We start from the raw sequence: 20,914 nt of genomic DNA, 5'->3' as shown, positions 1-20,914 counted from the left end.
CTGTATGCTGACGCTGCTTGCGGATCTGTCTTATCTCTACAGTCCGCTCAACATTTTCCGCTACATCACCTTCCGGGCCGCCATGGCGGCGGCGACGGCGCTGTTCTTCGTCTTCTTCTTTGGCCCGAATATTATCGCGGCGCTGCGCCTCAAGCAGGGCAAGGGCCAGCCGATCCGCGAGGACGGCCCCGAGTCGCATCTTCTGACCAAAAAAGGCACGCCCACCATGGGCGGGCTGATGATCCTCTCCGGCCTCATCGCCGCAACGCTGCTGTGGGCCAATCTGCGCAACTATTATGTGTGGATCGTGCTCTTCGTCACGGCGTCCTTCGGCGCGATCGGCTTTTACGACGATTACCTCAAGGTGACGAAGCAATCGCATGCCGGCTTCTCCGGCAAGGCGCGCCTTGCGCTCGAGTTTCTCGCCGCCGGCGTCGCCTGCTATCTGATGATGAAAGTGGGCGGCGAGAACATGTCGAATCTCGCCATACCGATGGTGAAGGGTTACGTCGGCTCGCTTGGCCTGTTCTTTATCGTCTTCGGCGCTTTCGTCATCGTCGCCGCGGGCAATTGCGTCAATCTCACCGATGGTCTCGACGGCCTCGCCATCGTGCCCTCGATGATCGCAGTCGGCACATTCGCGATCTTCGCCTATCTCGTCGGCAATTCGATCTTCTCGAACTATCTCGGCGTCAATTACGTCGCGGGCGCGGGCGAGCTGACCATCGTCTGTTCCGCGATGATCGGCGCGGGGCTCGGATTCCTGTGGTTCAACGCGCCGCCTGCGCAAATCTTCATGGGCGACACCGGCTCGCTCGCGCTCGGCGGATTGCTCGGCGCTGTCGCCGTCGCGGTGAAGCAGGAGTTCGTGCTGGTCATCGTCGGCGGGCTCTTCGTGCTCGAAGGCGCCTCGGTGATCATTCAGGTCGCCTATTTCAAGGCGACCGGCAAGCGCATCTTCTTGATGGCGCCGATCCATCATCACTTTGAAAAGAAGGGCTGGAAGGAGCCGCAGATCGTCATCCGCTTCTGGGTCATCGCCTTCGTTCTGGCGCTCATGGGTCTTTCGACCCTCAAGCTGAGGTGACGAATGACGCCGGTCAGAACTTTCAGAGGCAAGACTGTCGCCCTCTTCGGGCTCGGCGGCTCGGGCCTGTCGACCGCCAAAGCTCTGATGGCGGGCGGCGCGAATGTCCGCGCCTGGGATGATGGCGAAGCGGGGCGCCTCGCCGCCGCCAGGAATGGCGTGCCGCTCGAAGATTTGTCGGATAGCGACTGGTCGTCTTTCGCTGCGCTGGTTCTTTCTCCCGGCGTGCCGCTCACCCATCCGGAGCCGCATTGGACGGTCGCGCGCGCCCGCGCCGCCGGCGTCGAGGTCATCGGCGACATCGAACTCTTCTGCCGCGAACGCGCCGCGCATGCGGGCGGCGCGCCTTTCATTGCCATCACCGGCACCAATGGCAAATCGACGACGACGGCGCTCATTGCGCATATTCTGCACGAGGCGGGCCGAGACGTGCAGCTCGGCGGCAATATCGGCGTGCCGATCCTCGATCTCGAGCCGCCGTCGGACGAGCGCATCCACGTTATCGAATGCTCGTCCTTCCAGATCGATCTCACGCCGTCGCTCAATCCGACCATCGGCATATTGATCAATCTGACGCCCGATCACATCGACCGCCACGGAACGATGGAGAATTACGCGGCGGTGAAAGAGTGTCTCGTCGCGGGCGCCGAGGTGGCGCTGGTCGGCGTCGACGACGCCTATACCCACGCGATCGGCGCGCGTCTCTCCGCCAATGCGAAACCCGAACAGCGCATCATGCCGGTTTCCGCCGCGCGCCCTCTGGATTGGGGATTCTATGTCGAAGACGGCGGCGTCTATTTCCGCGAGCAGGGCCATCCACCCGAAGAGGCCGAGCTGCTCGGCTCTTTGCAAGGCGCACGGGCGCTGCGCGGCGCGCATAATGCGCAGAACGCCGCTTTCGCCGCCGCAGCCGCCTGGGAATGCGGGCTCGAGGACGAGGAAATCGCCCGCGGCCTGCTGAGCTACCCCGGCCTGCCGCATCGCATGGAGGAGGTCGGCCGCATTGACCGCACGCTCTTCGTGAACGACTCCAAGGCGACGAACGCCGACGCCGCGGAGAAGGCGCTCGCGAGCTTTGCCGACATCTATTGGATCATCGGCGGCAAGGCGAAGGAGGGCGGCATCGAGCCACTCCGGCCTTACTTCCCGCGCATTCGCAAGGCCTATCTCATCGGCCATGCGAGCGACGATTTCGCACGCACGCTCGACGGCGCGCTGCCCTATGAGCGCTGCGAGACGCTCGACGTCGCGACCATGCGCGCGGCCTTCGATGCGCTCGACGGCGATGCGGCGGAGCCGATCGTGTTGCTTTCGCCAGCCTGCGCCTCCTACGACCAATTCAAGAATTTCGAGGCGCGCGGCGACGCGTTCCGCGCCCTCGTCAATGGATTGCCAGCCGTTATCGCCGCTCGCAGAGGAGAGCACCCATGATTTCGCGCGCCGAGCGAACCCCGATTTCCGATTGGGCATGGACCATCGATCGTTGGCTACTCGCCGGCATCGCGCTTCTCATCGTGGCGGGCCTCGTCTTCGGCATGGCGGGCAGCCCGCCGGTTGCGGAAAGGCTGCATCTCTCGACCTTCCATTTCGTCAATCGCCAAGTTGCCTATCTTCTGCCGGCGTTGGCGGTGATGATCGGCGCCTCTTTCCTGTCGCCGCGCCATGTGCGCCGCGCCGCGCTCGTCGTTTTCGTCGTGTCGCTGGCGCTCGTCGTCGCGACGTTGTTCTTCGGCCAGGAAGTGAAAGGCGCTCGGCGCTGGATCTTCGGCATTCAGCCGTCGGAGTTCCTCAAGCCGTCCTTCGTCGTCGTCGTCGCCTGGGCCTTTTCGGAAGGCGCGCGGCGCAAGGACGTTCCGGGAAACTGGCTCGCGCTTCTCCTCTTCCCGCTCACCATCGGGCCGCTCGTACTGCAGCCAGATTTCGGCCAGACCATGCTGATCTCGGTCGTCTGGGCCGCGCTCTTCTTCATGGCGGGGCTGCATATCATCTGGGTCGTCGGGCTTGGGGGCCTGGGCGCATCCGCTGCGCTGCTCGCCTATAAATTCGCGCCGCATGTGCGCGCGCGCGTCGACGCCTTTCTCGAGCCGCCGCCGCCCGTCGCCGGCGTGCCGACGAACTTCCAATCCGAGACCGCGCTCGAAAGCTTCAAGGCGGGCTCCTGGTTCGGCAAGGGGCCGGGCGAAGGCACGGTCAAGCGCATCTTGCCGGACTCTCACACCGACTTTATTTTCGCTGTCATCGGCGAGGAATTCGGCGTCATCGTCTGCATTGTGCTGGCGATGGTCTTCGCCTTCATCGTGGTGCGCGGGCTCTTCTCCGCCGCGCGCAACGAAGACCCCTTCTGCCGTTTTGCGACGGCGGGGCTCGTCATGCTCTTTGGCTTGCAGAGCTGCATCAATATGGCTGTGAATGTCCACCTCATGCCCGCCAAAGGCATGACGCTACCTTTCGTTTCCTACGGCGGCTCCTCGCTCATCTCGCTGTCGCTCGGCATGGGCTTCCTGCTTGCTGTCACGCGCAAGCGCCCGCGCACGCGAGTGCTTACCGAGGTCGCCGCAACGAGCGGGCCGCTGCCGGCGGCTGCATGATAATGAACGATCGGCCTATTCTTCTCGCCGCCGGCGGCACCGGCGGCCATCTCTTTCCGGCCGAGGCGCTGGCGCATGCGCTCGGCGCCCGCGGCGCTGCGGTGGAGCTTGTCACGGACGAGCGTGCGCTCGCTTATGGCGGAAGCTTCCCGGCGCGCGCGATGCACTGCATTCCCTCGGCGACGCCGCGCGGCGGTTCGCTGTTTGAGAAGGCGCGCGCCGTCGCACAACTCGCGTACGGCACGGCGCAGGTCGCGAAGGTCATGAGCCGGTTGCGCCCGCGCGCGGTGATCGGCTTCGGCGGCTATCCCACCGTGCCGCCGCTGCTCGCGGCGTCTTTCCTGAAAATCCCGACCGTGCTGCACGAGTCGAACGCCATCATGGGGAAAGCCAACCGCTTTCTCTCCGGCCATGTCGACAAGATCGCCGCCGGGCTTCCCAATCTGGCCGTGCCGCCCGTTTTGCAAAGCAAGGTTGTCGTCACCGGCAATCCGGTGCGGCCAGCGGTGCTGGAAGCGGCGACGCTTGCTTATCCCGATTTCGCAGATGGGACTTTCCGTCTCCTTGTCACCGGCGGCTCGCAGGGCGCCCGCGTGATGGCGGACATTGTGCCGGAGGCGATCGCCGCGCTGCCCGATGATTTGCGTTCGCGCATTCGCCTCGTGCAGCAGACGCGCGCCGAGGACATTCCCCGCGTCCAGGCGATCTATGAGAGCGCCAAGGTCGACGTCGAGATCGCGCCCTTCTTCAAGGATCTGCCGATGCGCATCGCGCAGGCGCATTTCGTCATCGCGCGCGCGGGCGCTTCCACCGTATCGGAGCTCGCGGTAATCGGCCGCCCGTCGCTGCTGGTGCCGCTGCCGCACTCGCTCGACGGCGATCAGGCGGCAAACGCCGCCGTCATCGAACAGGCCGGCGCGGCGGAGACGGTAAAGCAGAGCGATTTCTCGCCGGCCTTCCTGACCGCGCGTCTCGCGCAGCTCATCGACGCGCCGCAGGCGCTCGCACAAAAAGCTGAAGCGGCCAAGCGCGTCGGCGTCGCCGACGCGGCCGAACGTCTCGCCGATCTGATTTTGAACGTGGCCCAAAGCCGCGCGCCTCAAGGAGACACATTGGAATGAAACTGCCGCGCGATCTCGGCCCCATTCACTTTGTCGGCATCGGCGGCATCGGCATGTCGGGCATCGCCGAAGTGCTGCTAAATCTCGGTTATACGGTGCAGGGCTCGGACGCCGCCGAAAACGCCAATGTGAAGCGTGTCGCCGAAAAGGGCGCGAGGGTCTTCGTCGGCCATGACGCGAAGAATCTTGCCGAAGCCGCCGTCGTCGTCGTCTCGACCGCGATCAAGCGCGATAATCCCGAGCTTGTCGCGGCGCGCGAGAAGCGCCTGCCAGTGGTGCGCCGCGCCGAAATGCTCGCGGAGCTGATGCGCCTCAAGCAATGCGTCGCCATCGCCGGCACGCATGGCAAGACGACGACCACGTCTCTTGTCGCGACGCTGCTCGACGCCGGCGGGCTTGACCCCACCGTCATCAATGGCGGCATCATCAACGCCTATGGCACCAATGCGCGATTGGGCGCAGGCGATTGGATGGTGGTGGAGGCCGACGAAAGCGACGGCACCTTTTTGAAGCTGCCCGCCGATGTCGCAATCGTCACCAATATCGATCCCGAGCATCTCGATCACTTCCATACCTTCGACGCGATCAAGGAAGCCTTTCGCGCCTTCATCGAGAATCTGCCTTTCTACGGTTTCGCGGTGATGTGTCTCGATCATCCGACCGTGCAGGAGCTCGTCGGCAAGATCGAAGACCGGCGCGTCTTCACCTATGGCGAAAATCCGCAAGCCGACGTCCGTTTGCTCGACGTCAATCTCGAAGGCGGCGTGTCGCGCTTCAATGTGTTGCTGCGCGACCGCAAGACCGCGCAGGCGACCTATCTGGAAAACCTGCTGCTGCCCATGCCCGGCCATCACAATGCGCTGAACGCGACGGCGGCCATCACCGTCGCCTATCAGCTCGGCCTGTCGCCCGATCAGATCCGCAAGGCGCTTGCTGGCTTCGGCGGCGTCAAGCGCCGCTTCACGCGCACCGGCGAATGGAATGGCGTGCAGGTGTTCGACGATTACGGCCACCATCCTGTCGAGATCGGCGCCGTGTTGCGCGCCGCGCGCGCGTCCACCAAGGGCAAGGTCATCGCAGTGATGCAGCCGCATCGCTATACGCGCCTGCAATCGCTCTTCGACGCCTTCGCCACCTGCTTCAATGACGCGGACGTTGTTATCGTCGCCGATGTCTATGCGGCGGGCGAGCAGCCGATCGCGGGCGTCGATCGCGACGCGCTGGTCAACGCCATTCGCGCGCATGGTCATCGCCGCGCCGTGAGCCTGCCGTCGCCGGAAGTGTTGCCGGCCATGGTGCGGGAGATTGTGGCGCCGGGCGATTACGTCGTGTGTCTTGGCGCGGGGAACATCACGCAATGGGCCTATGCGCTGCCGGAGCAGCTTGCGGCGGGCGGGCAGGCGTGAGGATGCTGCGGTTTACCCCCTCCCTGTCCCTCCCCCGCAAGCGGGAGAGGGAACACTCGCGATCCGCATTGTGGATGAAGACCCGCGCCTGCTCCCTCTCCCGCAAAGCGGGGGAGGGGTGGGGAGGGGGCCTATGACCTTCCCCGACCTCACCCCCGACATCGCGCCCCTCATGCCCGAGTTGCGCGGCAAGCTCTCCGCCAATGAGGCGCTCGCGCCTTACACATGGTTTCGCGTCGGCGGGCCGGCGCAGCTTCTCTTCATGCCGGCGGACGCAGCAGACCTCGCCTATTTCCTCTCGCATCTACCGAGCGACATCCCCGTCACCGTCATTGGCCTCGGCTCAAATCTCATCGTGCGCGACGGCGGCGTCGCGGGGGTGGTGATCCGGCTCTCGGCCAAGGGCTTCGGCGAGATCGCGGTTGAAGAAAACGCTCGCCTGCGCGTCGGCGCCGCCGTGCCGGATGTGAAAGCCGCTCGCGCCGCAGTCGATGCGGGCATTGATGGTCTGGCCTTCTATCGCGGCATTCCCGGCGCCATCGGCGGCGCGCTGCGCATGAACGCCGGCGCGCATGGCGGCGAGACGAAAGATACGCTCATCGAAGCGCGCGGCGTCGATCGCGCGGGCAACATGCGCATCTTCTCCAACGCCGACATGGGCTACAGCTACCGCCACTGCTCGGCGCCTGCAGACGTTATTTTCACGCAGGCGTTGTTCCAGGGACGCCCCGGCGACAGCGCGGTGATCCTTGCCGAGATGGATCGCATCACGCAGGCGCGCGAGGCCTCACAGCCGATCAAGGAAAAGACCGGCGGCTCCACCTTCAAGAATCCCGAAGGCCACAAAGCCTGGCAGTTGATCGACGCCGCCGGCTGCCGCGGCCTTATCGTCGGCGACGCACAGGTGAGCGAGATGCATTGTAATTTCCTCATCAATCGAGGCGCCGCCACCGCCGCCGACATCGAAAATCTCGGTGAGACGGTTCGCGCCCGCGTGCTCGAAACGAGCGGGGTCGAGCTGCACTGGGAAATCAAAAGGATTGGCGTCGCTTAAATGAAAGCGGACGCGCCGCGCGCCGATGAGGCCTCGAAGCTCGAGGCGGTCCTTGCGAGTCTCTGGACGACGCTTGCCTTGGTCTTGATTGCGATCGGCCAGCAGCTCGCAGGCCACCTCGATTGCGACGTATCCTGGTTCATCACTTTTGCCGAGCGATATCTCGACGGCGCGGTTCCTTATGTCGATATAACCGACCCGAACCCGCCTGCGTCCTTTCTCGTTCTGGCGCCGGCGATCAAACTGGCCCGCGCCTTGGGTCTTGCGGCCGAGCCGGTCGTTGCAGGGCTCGTGTTCTTTTCGGCATTCCTGTCGATCGCGCTCAGCGCTGTGATCCTACGGTCCGCCGCGCCGCGCGCGCGCAAGGAATGGGGGCTGATCGGCAACGCAGCGGTTTTCCTGCTGCTCGTCGCGCCTGCTTTGACGTTTGCAGAGCGCGAGCACCTTGCGCTTCTGGCGCTCGCGCCTCTGCTTGCGACATTGGCGGCGTCAGCCGAAGGCGGGCGTGTCGCCCGATCGTTGGGCATCCTCGCCGGCCTCGGCGCCGGGCTCGCAGTCTGCTTCAAGCCCTTTTTCGCGCTCGCGATCATCGCGCCGGCGCTCGCTATCGCATACCGCGAACGCTCGCCGCGTCTGCTGCTGACGGCGGAAATGGCGAGCGCCGTTGGCGTCTGCGTCGCCTATGGCGTCGCGACCCTCGTGTTTTTCCCCGGCTATGCGCATTATGCGCTGCCCGTGATCGCGGATGTTTATCAGCCGTCGCGCGAAACGGCGGTCAATCTCGCGTTCCACTCGCTTGCGCCTGTCAACGTCGCGCTTCTCGTCGGGCTTTTCCTCGCCTCGGCGCGTGGCGCGACGCCCGTCGCCGTGCGGGTTTGCGCCTTCGCCTCGGCCGCCTTTCTCGCAAGCTTTCTCTTGCAGGGGAAGGGTTGGATGAATCACGCCTATCCGGGCGTCGTGCTGGCGCTTCTCGCCTGGAGCCTGTTCGCGCTCGGCGACGATCCGCGCGCCAAGGCCGCGCGGGAAGGTCGGCTCTTCAAATTCGTCTTTCTGCCACTGCTGATCGCCGCTCCCTTCGAGTTCGGCGCCAACATGCTTTGGGTAAACGCCGAGGAGCACCCCGGCCTGCGCGCGGCGATCGCACGCGCTGCGCCGCCGCATCCGCGCATGATCGCCATGGCGCGCCAGCTCGACTTCGGCCATCCCGTCACGCGCCAGCTTGGCGGCGTCTGGGTCGGCCGCCCCAATGCGCTCTGGGTCGCGAGCTTCGCCGCCTATCTCTCAAACGGCGCCGTCGATCCGGAGCGGCGCGCGCTGCTGCAAGACTATCGCCGTCGCGATCTCGCCGGATTTGCCGAGGATGTTCGTCTCGGCAAGCCCGACGTCATCATCGTCGAGGATAAAGAGACGCGTGAGTGGGCGATCAAGCAGCCGGAGTGCGCCACTGTCCTCGACGGCTATGAAAAAACCGGCCAATCCGAGGAAATCGAAATCTGGACCCGGAAGGTGCGGGACGCCGTTGCGCCGTCTCCGAGGGCGGCATAGCTTCGGCCGGGTAAGGGATTCGGGCGCGGCCCGATCAACGCGCGCCAGAGGCGAAGAGTTCTCTTCCGCCTCGTCTTGGCGCCAATCAAGAGATCGATATGACCAAACACGTCGCCGTGCTGATGGGCGGACTCTCCGCCGAACGCGAAGTCTCTTTGCGCTCAGGTGCGGCCTGCGCCAAAGCGCTGGAGGAGCAGGGCTACCGCGTGACGCCGGTCGACGTCGGCCATGACGTCGCGAGCGTGCTGGCGTCGCTCAAGCCCGATGTGGCCTTCAACGCCCTGCATGGAAAATTCGGCGAGGACGGCTGTATCCAGGGCGTGCTCGAGCTGTTGCGCATCCCCTATACGCATTCGGGCGTGCTCGCTTCCTCGCTCGCCATGAAGAAGGATGTGGCCAAGGTCGTGATGGCGGCCGCCCGCGTTCCTGTGCCCAAAGGCCGCGTCGTGCATCGTCTGGAGGCCGCGCAGGCGCATGTGCTGCCGCCGCCCTATGTGCTGAAGCCGGTCTCGGAGGGCTCCTCCTTCGGCGTCTTCATCGTCCGGGAGGACCAGGCCCATCCGCCACAGGAGCTGATGCGGGAAGATTGGGCGCATGGCGATCTGATGCTCGCCGAACAATTCGTGGCGGGGCGGGAACTTACCTGCGCCGTGATGGGCGACCGCGCTCTCGACGTGATCGAGATTCTCGCCGCCGACGGCGGCTGGTACGACTATCACGCGAAATACGCGAAAGGCGGTTCAAAACACGTTATTCCCGCGAATCTTAAACAAAATATTTACCAAGAGGTTCAACATTTAGCCATCGAGGCTCATCGGGCTCTCGGTTGCCGCGGCGTCAGCCGCGCGGACTTCAGATACGACGATCGCCCCGATGGAACGAGCGAGCTTGTCGTGTTGGAAGTGAATACGCAGCCGGGAATGACGGAGACCTCGCTCGTGCCAGATATGGCGGCTTATGCAGGTTTATCGTTCGGCGAGCTTGTGAAATGGATGGTGGAGGACGCATCCTGCGATCGTTGAGGGAGTCGCTCGCGACTTCCCTCCCGCCTGTACATTTTTCGCTCGCCCAGCCCGAGGCGGCCGTCGCGGGCGCCTCCTACGCCAGCGCCACTCTTCCACCCCAGCCGCCGCATCGCAGCGATGATGAGCCGCCTGCGCTGCAGCGCTACGCTTTTCTTGCGCGCCCGGGCGTCGGCCTGGTCGCCGTGCTTCTTCTCTTTGGCGGCGTCGGCCTCGCCGGCGCCTTGCAGAACGGCGGCTATGACGCGCTGATCCGGCGCGAAGGCCAGCCTTGGGATATCGCCGCCCGCGCTTTCGGTTTCGATATTTCCGCGGTCACCATCACCGGCCAGTCGCGGCTGACCGAAAATGAGCTGTTGGGCGCCGCCGGCGTCACGCCGCGCCAGTCGCTGCTCTTTCTCGACGCCGGCGCCGTCCGCGAGCGCTTGCTCGCCATTCCGCTCGTGAAGACCGCGCGGGTGATGAAGCTTTATCCCAACCGTCTCGTCGTCGCGATCGAGGAGCGGCGGCCGCAAGCGCTTTGGCAGCGCGACGGCCGCATCTTGGTTGTTTCCGATGACGGCGTGGCGATCGACGAACTCCGCGACGAGCGTTACCTCGGCTTGCCCTTCGTGGTCGGCGAAGGCGCGCAGAAGCGACTGCCGGAATTTCTGGCGATCAGAGAGGGGATGGGCGATCTCGCGCAGCGCGTGAAGGCCGGCGTTCTCGTCGCCAACCGCCGCTGGGACATCGAGATGACCAATGGCGTGATCGTCAAGCTGCCGGAAGCGGATCCCGGCCGCGCCATTGGCGCCCTCATTCGCTTGCAGCGCGAGGCGCGCATTCTCGACAAGGACGTGATGGCGATCGATTTGCGCGCGGCCGACCGCGTTACTGTGCGCCTGACGGAGGAAGCCGCCGCGGCGCGAGAGGCGGCGTTGCCCCATAAAACCAAGAAGGCTGGTGGGTAGAGTCATGAAGTCCCAGCTTGTTCCCCCCCGTCTCAAGCCGCTCTCGCCGCGTCGTCCGGCAACCTTCGGCGTCCTCGACATCGGCACGTCGAAGATCGCTTGCCTGATCGCGCGCCTGACGCCGGCCGGCGACGTCGCGCCGCGCGATTGGCGGACGCATCGCGTCCGCGTCATCGGCATCGGCCATCAGCGCTCGCTCGGCGTGAAGCACGGCCTCGTGATCGACATGGACGCGGCCGAGCGCGCCATCCGGCAGACGGTGGACGCCGCCGAGCGCATGGCCGGAACGCAGATCGATCATGTGATCGTCACTGCGTCCGGCGGCCGGCTCGCGTCGGAACATTTTGCCGCGAAGCGCGCGATCGGCGGGCGTGAGGTCGCGGAAAGCGACATTCATCGCGTGCTCGAAGCCTCGGCCGCGCATCATCTGCATCGCGGCCGCGTCGCCGTGCATTCGATCCCGACCGGCTTCTCGCTCGACGGCGTGCCGGACATTCGCGAGCCGAAGGATATGATCGGCGACGAGCTCGGCGTCGATCTCCATGTCGCAAGCTGCGATCAGGCGGCGGTTCGCAATCTCGTCCTCGCGGCCGAGCGCGGTCATCTCGGCGTGGAAGGCATGGCCGCTGCGCCTTACGCCGCCGGCCTGTCGGCGCTCGAGCCGGACGAGGCCGAGATGGGCGTCATCCTCATCGACATGGGCGCGGGCTCGACCTCGCTCGCGGTCTTCGCGCGCGGAAAGTTGACCCATCTCGATGCAGTCACGCTCGGCGGCAATCACGTCACCATGGACATTGCCCGCGGCCTCGACGCGCGGCTTGCCGACGCCGAGCGCCTGAAGACTTTCCACGGCTCGGCGATCTCGTCTTCCTCCGACGAGCGCGAGACGGTGTCCTTCGACCATGTCGGCGAGAGCGGCCGTCACAAGGCCCATGCGCCGAAGTCGCATCTCGTGCGGATCATTCGTCCGCGCATCGAGGAGACGTTCGAATTCCTGCGCGACCGGCTCGCGCGCGCCGGTTATCCGTCCGGCCCCAACCGCCGCATCGTTCTCACCGGCGGCGCCTGCCAGCTGACCGGCGCGGCCGAGTGCGCGCGGTCGATCCTCGGCGGTCAGGTGCGCATCGGCCGCCCGATCGGAGTCGATGGGCTTCCCGATCCGGCGCGCAGCCCCGCCTTCGCGGCGGCGGCGGGATTGCTCGTCTACCCGCAGGTCGCGGGGCGCGAATATTTCGAGCCGCATCGCGGCGAAAGGTTTGCGACGGGTACGGATGGTTACATGTCGCGAGTGGGTAGATGGTTAAAGGAAAGCTTCTAGAATCGGAGCAAGTGATTCTCTCTACCGAAGCGATTCGGCCTGTCGAGACGGGCCCCTGCGTAAAGATACCGAGGACGACGCGTTCGGCGACGGGGCGTCCAAGGAAAGGACAACCGACGCCGATGAGCTGTGTTAATTCCGAGAGGCCTGGCAAATGACGATCAATCTCAAAGCGCCCGAACTGAGGGAACTCAAGCCCCGAATCATGGTCTGCGGCGTGGGTGGAGGCGGCTGCAACGCCGTCAACAACATGATCACGTCTGGCCTGTCGGGCGTCGATTTTCTGGTCGCCAACACCGACGCTCAGGCTCTCGCCTCTTCTTCGGCCGAGCGCGTGATTCAGATGGGCCTGCAGGTGACGGAAGGTCTCGGCGCCGGCGCCCAGCCGGAAGTCGGCCGCGCCGCCGCTGAGGAAGCCCGCGAGGAGATTCGCGAGCATCTGCAGGGCGCGCATATGTGCTTCGTCACCGCCGGCATGGGCGGCGGCACCGGCACGGGCGCCGCGCCGGTCATCGCGCAGATCGCGCGCGAGATGGGCATCCTCACTGTCGGCGTCGTGACCAAGCCGTTCCATTTCGAGGGTCAGCGCCGCCTGCGCATCGCAGACGCCGGCATTACCGAGCTGCAGAAATGCGTCGACACGCTGATCGTCATCCCGAACCAGAACCTCTTTCGCATCGCGACGGAGAAGACGACCTTCGCCGACGCCTTCGCCATGGCGGATCAGGTGCTCTATTCGGGCGTGGCTTCGGTCACCGATCTCATGGTCAAGGAAGGCCTCATCAATCTCGACTTCGCCGACGTCCGCTCGATCATGCGCGGCATGGGCAAGGCGATGATGGGCACGGGCGAGGCGACCGGCGAGCGCCGCGCCAATCTTGCGGCGGAAGCGGCGATCGCCAATCCGCTGCTCGACGAAGTGTCGATGAAGGGCGCGCGCGGCCTGCTGATCTCCATCACCGGCGGCGACGATCTCACGCTTTATGAAGTCGACGAGGCGGCGAGCCGCATTCGTCAGGAGGTCGACGAGGACGCCAACATCATCCTCGGCGCCACTTTCGATTCCTCGCTCGAAGGCGTCATCCGCGTGTCCGTCGTTGCGACCGGAATCGATCTTGCCGCGATCACGGCCGAGGATCCGACGAGCCAGAGCCGCATGGCCGAGGCCGCCGAGCGGCTGCGTCAGCAGCTGCATTCCAAGCCGCAGTCGGCGTCGGCGCCCGTCGCCGAGGCCGCCCCCTCCGCGCAGATCTATGCGATGTCGGAGCGTGCTGCGCCCGCCTATCAGCCCGAGATGCGCGAAGCGGCGCCGGCCCCTGCCTATTACGCCGAGCCGGCCCCGGCTGCGCCCGCGCATATGACGACCAATGGCGTCTATCTGGAGCAGGTCGCCGCCCGTCCGGCCTATGTCGAGCCCATGCCCGAGCCTGCGTCGCGCATGGCGATGGAGCCTGCTCCGGCCCCCTATGTGCCGCCGGCGCCGGAGATGCCGCGCACCCCGCGCATGCCGTCGATCGAGGATTTCCCGAAGCCGGTGCAAGACCAGATCCGTCAGCACCACGCTGAGGCGTCGCAGGATCCGCGCCGGAAATCGATCTTCGAGCGCCTCGCTTCCTTCGGCGCGAGCCGGCAGGAAGACGCGATGCAGGACGCTCCCGCCGCGCCTTATCCTCAGGCGCCCATGCCGCCGCGCGCCCCGCAGCCTTCGCCTGCGCATGCCGAATATGGCAAGCGCCCGGCGGCGCCCGCTCCGCAGGCGCCGGGTCACGCCGGGCTCGACGCGCATGGCCGCCGCGCCCCCGCAGCGCGCCCGGTGGAGGAAGACCACCTCGAAATCCCGGCTTTCCTGCGCCGGCAATCGAACCACTGAGCTGCAGTGCAGCTTCGCAAAGGCCCGCCAGCGCGGGCCTTTGTTTTTTGCGCGTGGCTTGTAACAAACGGTAGGAAACCGTTACTGGAGCCTTGCCACGCCCCTGGGATAAGAATTATCCAGTAAGTGGCTCTAACTTGGGCCTGTTCCAGCCTTCGCCGGGAGGATCCCCTCATTCGCCCGAAGTCTCGCGCCCAGACATCGCTTGCGCGTTCCGTCACGCTCAGCGGCCGCGGCGTCCACAGCGACACGCCAGCGCGGCTCACGCTCTCGCCTTCCGCAGCTGATTCCGGAATCGTCCTCAGCGTCGAGGGCGCCGATATCCTCGCCGACTGGCGCAGCGTCGACGCCACACAATTGCGCACAAGGCTTTCGGGCGAGGGCGCGAGCGTCTCGACCGTCGAACATCTGCTGGCGGCGCTTGCCGGCCTTGGCGTCGACAACGCCCTTGTCGAGATCGAGGGCGAAGAAATACCCGCCATGGACGGCTCCGCTAGAGCCTTTGTCGCTGCGCTCGATGAGGCGGGGATTGTCGAGCTGGCCGCGCCGCGCCGTTTCTTGCACGTCACCGCGCCCGTGCGCGTCTCTGACGGCGCCGGCTGGGCAGAGCTGACGCCGGCCCGCAAAGGACTGAGCCTAGACGTCGAAATTGCCTTCGAGGGCCGCATCGGTCGGCAACGCCGCATGTTGGACCTCACGCCCGGCGTGTTCCGCCGCGAGCTTGCGGGCGCCCGCAGTTTTGGCTTCCTGCGCGACGCCGAACGTCTGTGGCGCCATGGTCTGGCGCTCGGCGCCTCGCTCGAGAATACTGTCGTGCTCGACGGCGAGACCGTGCTCAACTCCGAGGGGCTGCGCTACGTCGACGAATTCGTCCGCCACAAGATGCTCGACGTCGTCGGCGACCTCGCGCTCGCCGGCGCGCCGATCGTGGGGGCGTTCCGCTCGTTCAGAGGTGGGCACGCCCTCAATGTGGCGCTCGTGCAAACGGCGATGCGCGACGGCGCGCTGGAATTCGTCGAGCGCTATTCTGTGGCGGAGCGGCCGATCCTTCGTCCTTCGCCATAATCTCGCCAGAACAAAGTCCTTCCTAATATCCCACAATCCGTCGCCGCGCGCCGCCAGCGCCGCGACGACGCGCGCCAATAAAGTGCTTGGAGCGCATTCTTATCGCGAAAGTCTTCCAACTTTTGCGGAATGCGCTCTAGAGCGGGGCCGCGAGTGGCGGGTTATGGCGGTTTAGGCTAATAGGCTTTCAGAGCGCGGCGCGGTTCGTCGCTCTTTGCCGCAAGGGGCGCTTCATATGTCGGTTTTCGCTGCTTCTTTCCGCTCTTCCGCCATGCTCGCCGCATTGGCGGCCCTGGCGCTCTCCGTCGCGCCGGCGCGTGCGGACATCATGGATACGATCACGAGCGGCTTTGGCCTTTTGGGCGGCGGCGAGAAATATAAGACGGAAATCACCCCGGACATACCGGCGGACGATCTGTATAACCAGGGCCTCGCCAAGCTGAAGGCCAAGGACTACGAGAAGGCGGCGAAGAAATTCGGCGAGGTGGAAAAAAACTATCCTTCGTCCGAATGGTCGCGCAAGGCGCTGCTGATGACTGTCTTCACGCAATTCGAGAAGCCGGCCTATGACGAAGCCGTGCAGGCGGCGCAGCGTTATATCGGCCTTTACCCGAATTCGCCCGACACGCCCTATGTCTTTTATCTCGCGGGCATGAGCTACTACAATCAAGTGCCGGACGTGATGCGCGATCAGACGTCGGCTGAAAAGGCGCTGCAGATCTTCTCCGAGCTGGTGCAGAAATACCCCAAGTCCGAATATGTCGCCGACGCCAAGTATAAAATCGGCGTGGCCCGCGACCAGCTTGCCGCCAAGGAAATGCAGGTCGGCCGCTTCTATCTGACGCGTAAGAACTACCCGGCGGCAATCAATCGTTTCCACGACGTGCTCGGCAAATATCAGACGACCCGCCACACTGAGGAAGCGCTTTACCGCCTGACGGAAGCCTATCTCGCCATGGGCGTCACCAATGAGGCGCAGACGGCGGCGGCGATCCTCGGCCATAACTACCCGGATTCGCAATGGTACAAGGACGCGCACGCCTTGTTGAAAACCGGCGGTCTGGAGCCGCATGAATATAGCGACTCCTGGCTCTCCAAGGTCGGCAAGACTCTCCACGCGATCTAACCAAGGTGGACCGCGAGCCTTCGGGCTCGCTCAGACTGCTGACAAAGTGGCGATGACGCCCCTCGTGCTTCGAGACGCCTGCTGCGCAGGCTCCTCAGCGTGAGGAGCTTCTGCTTCTGCCCCAAACACTTAGGCCTCATCCTGAGGAGCGAGCGACGCTCGCGTCTCGAAGGACGAGGCCGCCTCGGAGGTTTGTCGACAGACTGGGCGAGCCCGAAGGCTCGCGGTCCCGGATTGATTTCGTCGCCGGGCGTGCCAACCTTCGCGCGTCGGCGAATCGCGCCCTTCCGCCACCGGGCGGCAGGCCTGTTGCATGCGGTTCGCGCACTGGAGCGATAAAGTCAGCGTCATGCTCACCCGCCTCTCGATTCGCGACATCGTGCTCATCGACGCGCTCGATCTCGATTTCGCGCAGGGGCTGACGACGCTTACCGGTGAGACGGGCGCGGGCAAGTCCATACTGCTCGACGCCTTCGTGCTAGCGCTCGGCGGGCGCGGCGACGCTTCGCTCGTGCGCGCGGGTAGCGAGCAAGGCCAGGTGACGGCCGTCTTCGATCTCGTCCCGGACCATCCCGCCCATCTCGCCGCGCGCGAATTCGGCCTCGCCAGCGAAGATGAAATGGTGCTGCGCCGCGTGCAGGCGGCGGACGGGCGCACGCGCGCCTTCGTCAACGATCAGCCAGCGACGGCGCAGGCGCTACGCGCCATCGGCCGCGAGCTGGTGGAAATCCATTGCCAGCACGACGATCGCGCGCTCGTCGATCCGAGCGCCCACCGCGCGCTGGTCGACGCCCATGGCGGTTTGCTCAATCAGGCCAATGAGGTGCGCGGCAGGCACAGCGCCTGGCAGGCGGCGCGGCGCGCTCTGGCCGATGAGGAGGCGCGCATCGCCAAGGCCCGCGCCGACGCCGATTATCTGCGCCACGCCCATGAGGAGCTGACCAAGCTCGCGCCCGAGCCGGGCGAGGAGGAGGCGCTCGCCGAGCGCCGGCTGTTCATGCAGCGCGCCGAGAAGGTCGCCACTGACATTCGCGACGCGCTCGCTGTTTTCGCAGACGACCGGGCGCCGGCCGTGGAGATCGGCCATGCCGCGCGCCGGCTGGAACGCCGGCTGACGCAGGCCCCGCAAATATTGGAGCCGCCGGCCAAGGCGATGGCGCAGGCGGTCGACGCCTTGTCGCTCGCCGAGCAGGCGCTGGAGCAGGCGCTGGCGGAAACGCGCTTCGATCCGGCGGAGTTGGAGCGCGTCGAGGAGCGGCTGTTCGCGCTGCGCGGGGCGGCGCGCAAATATCAGGTGGGCATTCCGGAGCTGCCGAAGCTCGCGGAGAGATTCGCCGGAGACATTGCGGCGCTCGACGCCTCGGAAGCGCGGCTGACAAAGCTCGCTCAGGAACTCGCCGCCGCGAAATCCGCCTATGACGCGGCGGCGCAAGCGCTCTCCGCCGCCCGCCAGAAGGCGGCGAAGAAGCTCGACGCGCTGGTCGACGCCGAGTTGAAGCCCTTGAAGCTCGAAGGCGCGCATTTCTCGACGCAGGTGACGAGCGAGCCCGAGAACGGCGGACCGGAGGGGATCGACCGCGTCGAATTCTGGGTGCAGACCAATCCGGGCTCGCGTCCCGGGCCGCTGACCAAGGTGGCGTCGGGCGGCGAGCTTGCGCGCTTCATGTTGGCCTTGAAGGTCGTGCTCGCCGACCGTGGGTCGGCTCCGACGCTGGTCTTCGACGAAATCGACACGGGGGTCGGCGGCGCGGTGGCCGACTCGATCGGCCAGCGCCTCGCGCGGCTTGCGGGCAAGGCTCAGGTGTTGGCGGTGACGCATGCGCCCCAGGTCGCCGCCCGCGCCAGCCGGCATTTGCGCATCAGCAAGGGCGCGTCGAGCAAGGGCAAGGAGAAGCGCGTGGCGACGAGCGTCGCCGTGCTGGCGGAGGCCGAGCGGCGGGAGGAGATCGCGCGGATGCTGTCCGGCGCGGCCATCACCGACGAAGCGCGCGCGGCGGCGATGCGGTTGCTGGAAGGGGCGGGGTAGCCCCAAAGCCAATGCCTTGCGACCGGATGGGCGCGCCCCCATAATAAAGGCGACGCCACAAAGCGAGTGAAAGACCCATGAAGGTCTCTGCCGCTGAATTTATCGAGAATTACAGCGCATTGTCCGATCGCGCCCTCTCCGAGCCGGTCACCATTACGCGGAACGGTCGTGACCGGCTGGTGGTCATTTCGGCCGAGGAATATTCGCGCCTCAAGCGCTGCGACCGGCGCGTTATGGAACTGGCGGATTTTACGGAAGAAGAAATAGCCGCTATCGCCAAGGCGGAAGTCCCGCCGGGCCATGAGAGCCTCGATGAGGAATTGAAAGACTGGCGGCCGTGAGTTGGCCGGCTCCGCAGCCGGGATTGTTGATTCGATACTCCTATCTTTGGGCGCGCGAAGCTCGCGAGGGCAGGGAAGAAGGCGTCAAGGACCGGCCCTGCGCGATCGTTCTCGTTCTTCTGCGCGAGGGAGAGGCGCCGCTTGTCCGCGTCCTGCCGGTCACCCATACCGCGCCGATAAATCCCGAGGATGGGTTGGAGATTCCTCCCGCAACGAAGCAACGCCTCGGGCTCGACACTGCCCGTTCCTGGGTTGGGCTGACCGAAGCTAATGATTTCGTCTGGCCGGGCCCCGATCTTCGCCCGGCCGTCCGCGGCGATCCCGCGAGCGTTGTTTATGGGATGCTGCCGCCGGGCTTCATGAGAGTGCTGCGCGAACGCCTTGTGGCGCGTTGGCGAACAGTTCGAGCGACGTCGGTTCCCCGCGGGGAGTAGCGCTTCGCTCAGGTGCGGTTACGTCACGCCGTCTTCTCCTTGAACTTGCACAAATCATACAAAATGCAGCGCGCACATTCCGGCTTGCGCGCCTTGCACACATAGCGCCCGTGCAGGATCAGCCAGTGATGCGCGTGCAGGAGATATTTCTCCGGCACGACGGCCTCGAGCCCTTTCTCCACCGCCTCCGGCGTCGCGCCCTTGGCTAGGGGCAGGCGGTTGGAAATGCGGAAGATATGCGTGTCGACGGCGATGGTTGGCTGGTGGAAGGCGATGTTGAGCACGACATTGGCGGTCTTGCGGCCGACGCCGGGTAGGGCCGTCAGCGCATCGCGGTCCTGCGGCACCTCGCCCCCATGGCGTTCGATCAGCAATTGCGAGAGCGCGATGACGTTCTTGGCCTTGGTGCGAAATAGGCCGATGGTCTTGATCGCCTCGCGCACGCGGTCCTCGCCGAGCGCGACCATTTTCTCAGGCGTATCGGCGATGGCGAAAAGCGCCGGCGTTGCTTTGTTCACGCCGGCGTCGGTCGCCTGCGCGGAGAGCACCACGGCGACCAGCAGGGTAAAGGGGTTCGTATAGAGAAGCTCGCCCTTGGGCTCGGGATTGGCTTCGGCGAGGCGCGCGAAAATAGCCTCGATCCGCGCCGCCTCCGCCGCGGGCAGGCGGCGGTGGGCAGGGCGCTTCCTGGTCTGTGCGTTTTCGCTGTTTCTTCCCGCCATGACAGCGTTATATCTATTGGTTCGCAGGGACGGAAGCGCTGTAGAGCCCATGGCTGAGCCCTTTGACGAACCGATTTATTCCAAGCGCCTCTCGCCGCATCGATCGATGACGCCACGCGCCTTCTATCTCTTCATCGTCGCCTATTGCGTAGCGCAGGGACTGTTCGCGCTGCCGTTTCTCTTCATGGGGGCCTGGCCCGTCGCGGGCTTCATGGGGCTCGATGCGCTGGCGCTTTTCATCGCCTTCCGCCTCAGCTTCCGGGATGCGCGCGCCTACGAGACTCTTGACGTCACACCGCTCGAACTCGTCTTCGCCAAGGTTGGCGCCGGCGGCTGGCGGCGGGAATGGCGCTTCAATCCTGCCTGGGTCCGCCTGGAGCAGAAGGTCCACGAGGAATTCGGCACGCAGAGCGTTGCTCTCGTTTTTCGCGGCGAGACGGTCGAGGTCGGCTCGTTCCTCGGGCCGGATCAGAAGGCGGAGCTTGCCCGCGATCTCAGCCGCGCCCTCGCTATGGCGAAAAGGGGACTGCGTTTTTCCTGACTACTGCTTGCGTTGCGAGAGGACATCGTCGGCGTCGCGCAACAGCCGCGCCTCATTGACCTTATAGTACCGCCAGAGCAGGAAGAGCCCGATCAGCCCGCAGACCACGCCGAGCGTAGCGAGCCGCCCCTCGATCCTCTCGAAGCCGGCCGTCAGCCAATAGGCGCCGAGGCCGAAGACAAGCGCCCAAACGATGCCCCCGGCCGCGTTGAAGAGGAAAAACTTGCCGGCCGGCAGGCGGTTGGCGCCCGCGAGCAGCGCCGCGAGAATGCGCAGCAGCGCGATGAAGCGGCCGAAGAAGACGATGGCGCCGCCCCATTTATAGAAGAGATATTGCCCGAGCCGCAGCTTTTCCGGCCCGAGCCCCACGCGCCAGCCATGGCGCTCCAGGAAGCGGTAGCCGAATTCGCGGCCGATCCAATAGCCGACGTTGTCGCCCATGATGGCGCCGGCGGCGGCCGCCGCGACAATCCAATCGATGGAGAGCGCACCTGAAAGCCGCGCATAGATCGCGGCGCCGACCAGCATGGTCTCGCCTGGCAATGGCAGGCCGGAGCTCTCCAGCGCAACCACAAAGAAGATCGCCCAATAGCCATAGGTCGAGAGGATGACGGCGATCTGAGCCTGATCGAGAAAATGGGCCATGATGACGTCGCGCAAGCTCGGATAAAGAAAAAGCGACACCGTGGCGCGATGTC

The 20,914-nt window shown here is 65.4% G+C and carries 19 protein-coding genes; 17 read left to right on the top strand and 2 right to left on the bottom strand.

Annotation, left to right across the window (positions count from 1 at the left end):
- The first annotated feature begins 4 nt into the window (after positions 1-4).
- The 16 genes from mraY (at position 5) to OGR47_RS13130 (ending at position 18,953) form a co-directional block, all read left to right on the top strand.
- Complete coding sequence (gene mraY / locus OGR47_RS13205) at positions 5-1,087, top strand: phospho-N-acetylmuramoyl-pentapeptide-transferase (protein ID WP_165055267.1); 1,083 nt, start codon at positions 5-7, stop codon at positions 1,085-1,087.
- Between the two features lie 3 nt (positions 1,088-1,090).
- On the top strand, positions 1,091-2,518 hold the full coding sequence (gene murD, locus OGR47_RS13200; RefSeq protein WP_165055269.1) for a UDP-N-acetylmuramoyl-L-alanine--D-glutamate ligase: 1,428 nt from the start codon (positions 1,091-1,093) through the stop codon (positions 2,516-2,518).
- A complete protein-coding gene (locus OGR47_RS13195) occupies positions 2,515-3,675 on the top strand; it encodes an FtsW/RodA/SpoVE family cell cycle protein (RefSeq protein WP_165055271.1) in 1,161 nt (386 codons plus the stop codon). The genes murD and OGR47_RS13195 overlap by 4 nt, the downstream gene beginning before the upstream one ends.
- A 2-nt stretch (positions 3,676-3,677) precedes the next feature.
- Positions 3,678-4,796, top strand: a complete 1,119-nt coding sequence (murG, locus tag OGR47_RS13190; protein WP_165055273.1) for an undecaprenyldiphospho-muramoylpentapeptide beta-N-acetylglucosaminyltransferase — start codon at positions 3,678-3,680, stop codon at positions 4,794-4,796.
- The gene (murC, locus tag OGR47_RS13185; RefSeq protein ID WP_165055275.1) at positions 4,793-6,202 is read left to right on the top strand and encodes a UDP-N-acetylmuramate--L-alanine ligase; all 1,410 of its coding nucleotides are present in this window, start codon (positions 4,793-4,795) and stop codon (positions 6,200-6,202) included. The genes murG and murC overlap by 4 nt, the downstream gene beginning before the upstream one ends.
- Before the next feature lie 133 nt (positions 6,203-6,335).
- The gene (gene murB, locus OGR47_RS13180) at positions 6,336-7,256 is read left to right on the top strand and encodes a UDP-N-acetylmuramate dehydrogenase (protein WP_165055277.1); all 921 of its coding nucleotides are present in this window, start codon (positions 6,336-6,338) and stop codon (positions 7,254-7,256) included.
- On the top strand, positions 7,257-8,801 hold the full coding sequence (locus OGR47_RS13175; protein WP_165055279.1) for a hypothetical protein: 1,545 nt from the start codon (positions 7,257-7,259) through the stop codon (positions 8,799-8,801). It begins immediately after the preceding gene.
- Between the two features lie 98 nt (positions 8,802-8,899).
- Positions 8,900-9,823 (top strand): D-alanine--D-alanine ligase, encoded by a 924-nt coding sequence (locus OGR47_RS13170; protein ID WP_165055280.1) that lies wholly within the window; start codon positions 8,900-8,902, stop codon positions 9,821-9,823.
- Positions 9,790-10,773: a cell division protein FtsQ/DivIB gene (locus OGR47_RS13165; protein ID WP_165055281.1), complete on the top strand. Its 984-nt coding sequence runs from the start codon at positions 9,790-9,792 to the stop codon at positions 10,771-10,773. The genes OGR47_RS13170 and OGR47_RS13165 overlap by 34 nt, the downstream gene beginning before the upstream one ends.
- Positions 10,774-10,777: 4 nt before the next feature.
- On the top strand, positions 10,778-12,091 hold the full coding sequence (gene ftsA, locus OGR47_RS13160; protein ID WP_165055283.1) for a cell division protein FtsA: 1,314 nt from the start codon (positions 10,778-10,780) through the stop codon (positions 12,089-12,091).
- A 154-nt stretch (positions 12,092-12,245) separates the two neighbouring features.
- Positions 12,246-13,961 carry a cell division protein FtsZ gene (ftsZ, locus tag OGR47_RS13155; protein WP_165055285.1) on the top strand — a complete coding sequence of 572 codons (1,716 nt, stop codon included), beginning with the start codon at positions 12,246-12,248 and terminating at the stop codon, positions 13,959-13,961.
- A 126-nt stretch (positions 13,962-14,087) separates the two neighbouring features.
- The gene (gene lpxC / locus OGR47_RS13150) at positions 14,088-15,026 is read left to right on the top strand and encodes a UDP-3-O-acyl-N-acetylglucosamine deacetylase (protein ID WP_246729825.1); all 939 of its coding nucleotides are present in this window, start codon (positions 14,088-14,090) and stop codon (positions 15,024-15,026) included.
- 235 nt (positions 15,027-15,261) lie between these two features.
- On the top strand, positions 15,262-16,152 hold the full coding sequence (locus tag OGR47_RS13145; RefSeq protein ID WP_206527490.1) for an outer membrane protein assembly factor BamD: 891 nt from the start codon (positions 15,262-15,264) through the stop codon (positions 16,150-16,152).
- Positions 16,153-16,501: 349 nt separating this feature from the next.
- Positions 16,502-18,178, top strand: a complete 1,677-nt coding sequence (gene recN / locus OGR47_RS13140; protein WP_165055335.1) for a DNA repair protein RecN — start codon at positions 16,502-16,504, stop codon at positions 18,176-18,178.
- Between the two features lie 77 nt (positions 18,179-18,255).
- Positions 18,256-18,519 (top strand): type II toxin-antitoxin system prevent-host-death family antitoxin, encoded by a 264-nt coding sequence (locus OGR47_RS13135; RefSeq protein ID WP_165055287.1) that lies wholly within the window; start codon positions 18,256-18,258, stop codon positions 18,517-18,519.
- A complete protein-coding gene (locus OGR47_RS13130; protein ID WP_165055289.1) occupies positions 18,516-18,953 on the top strand; it encodes a hypothetical protein in 438 nt (145 codons plus the stop codon). Before OGR47_RS13135 ends, OGR47_RS13130 begins: the two co-directional genes overlap by 4 nt.
- A gap of 23 nt (positions 18,954-18,976) precedes the next feature.
- Here OGR47_RS13130 and nth read toward each other — a convergent pair whose 3' ends face one another.
- Positions 18,977-19,675 (bottom strand): endonuclease III, encoded by a 699-nt coding sequence (nth, locus tag OGR47_RS13125; protein WP_206527491.1) that lies wholly within the window; start codon positions 19,673-19,675, stop codon positions 18,977-18,979.
- Positions 19,676-19,724: 49 nt separating this feature from the next.
- On the opposite strand from nth, the gene OGR47_RS13120 reads away from it, so the two are divergent.
- Positions 19,725-20,216 (top strand): DUF2244 domain-containing protein, encoded by a 492-nt coding sequence (locus tag OGR47_RS13120; protein WP_165055292.1) that lies wholly within the window; start codon positions 19,725-19,727, stop codon positions 20,214-20,216.
- Here the strand turns inward: OGR47_RS13120 and OGR47_RS13115 are convergent, their stop codons facing one another.
- Entirely contained in the window at positions 20,217-20,861 is a 645-nt protein-coding gene (locus OGR47_RS13115; protein WP_165055337.1) for a DedA family protein, read from the bottom strand. It abuts the gene before it with no gap.
- Positions 20,862-20,914 lie beyond the last annotated feature (53 nt).

This window comes from Methylocystis sp. MJC1, from assembly GCF_026427715.1.
GTDB lineage: Bacteria > Pseudomonadota > Alphaproteobacteria > Rhizobiales > Beijerinckiaceae > Methylocystis.
This window is presented reverse-complemented; position numbering and strand designations above follow the sequence as displayed.

Coding starts and splice junctions, on each gene's coding strand:
- mraY (WP_165055267.1), top strand. CDS start 5: ATGCTGACGCTGCTTGCGGATCTGTCTTATCTCTACAGTCCGCTCAAC.
- murD (WP_165055269.1), top strand. CDS start 1,091: ATGACGCCGGTCAGAACTTTCAGAGGCAAGACTGTCGCCCTCTTCGGG.
- OGR47_RS13195 (WP_165055271.1), top strand. CDS start 2,515: ATGATTTCGCGCGCCGAGCGAACCCCGATTTCCGATTGGGCATGGACC.
- murG (WP_165055273.1), top strand. CDS start 3,678: ATGAACGATCGGCCTATTCTTCTCGCCGCCGGCGGCACCGGCGGCCAT.
- murC (WP_165055275.1), top strand. CDS start 4,793: ATGAAACTGCCGCGCGATCTCGGCCCCATTCACTTTGTCGGCATCGGC.
- murB (WP_165055277.1), top strand. CDS start 6,336: ATGACCTTCCCCGACCTCACCCCCGACATCGCGCCCCTCATGCCCGAG.
- OGR47_RS13175 (WP_165055279.1), top strand. CDS start 7,257: ATGAAAGCGGACGCGCCGCGCGCCGATGAGGCCTCGAAGCTCGAGGCG.
- OGR47_RS13170 (WP_165055280.1), top strand. CDS start 8,900: ATGACCAAACACGTCGCCGTGCTGATGGGCGGACTCTCCGCCGAACGC.
- OGR47_RS13165 (WP_165055281.1), top strand. CDS start 9,790: ATGGATGGTGGAGGACGCATCCTGCGATCGTTGAGGGAGTCGCTCGCG.
- ftsA (WP_165055283.1), top strand. CDS start 10,778: ATGAAGTCCCAGCTTGTTCCCCCCCGTCTCAAGCCGCTCTCGCCGCGT.
- ftsZ (WP_165055285.1), top strand. CDS start 12,246: ATGACGATCAATCTCAAAGCGCCCGAACTGAGGGAACTCAAGCCCCGA.
- OGR47_RS13145 (WP_206527490.1), top strand. CDS start 15,262: ATGTCGGTTTTCGCTGCTTCTTTCCGCTCTTCCGCCATGCTCGCCGCA.
- recN (WP_165055335.1), top strand. CDS start 16,502: ATGCTCACCCGCCTCTCGATTCGCGACATCGTGCTCATCGACGCGCTC.
- OGR47_RS13135 (WP_165055287.1), top strand. CDS start 18,256: ATGAAGGTCTCTGCCGCTGAATTTATCGAGAATTACAGCGCATTGTCC.
- nth (WP_206527491.1), bottom strand. CDS start 19,675: ATGGCGGGAAGAAACAGCGAAAACGCACAGACCAGGAAGCGCCCTGCC.
- OGR47_RS13120 (WP_165055292.1), top strand. CDS start 19,725: ATGGCTGAGCCCTTTGACGAACCGATTTATTCCAAGCGCCTCTCGCCG.
- OGR47_RS13115 (WP_165055337.1), bottom strand. CDS start 20,861: ATGGCCCATTTTCTCGATCAGGCTCAGATCGCCGTCATCCTCTCGACC.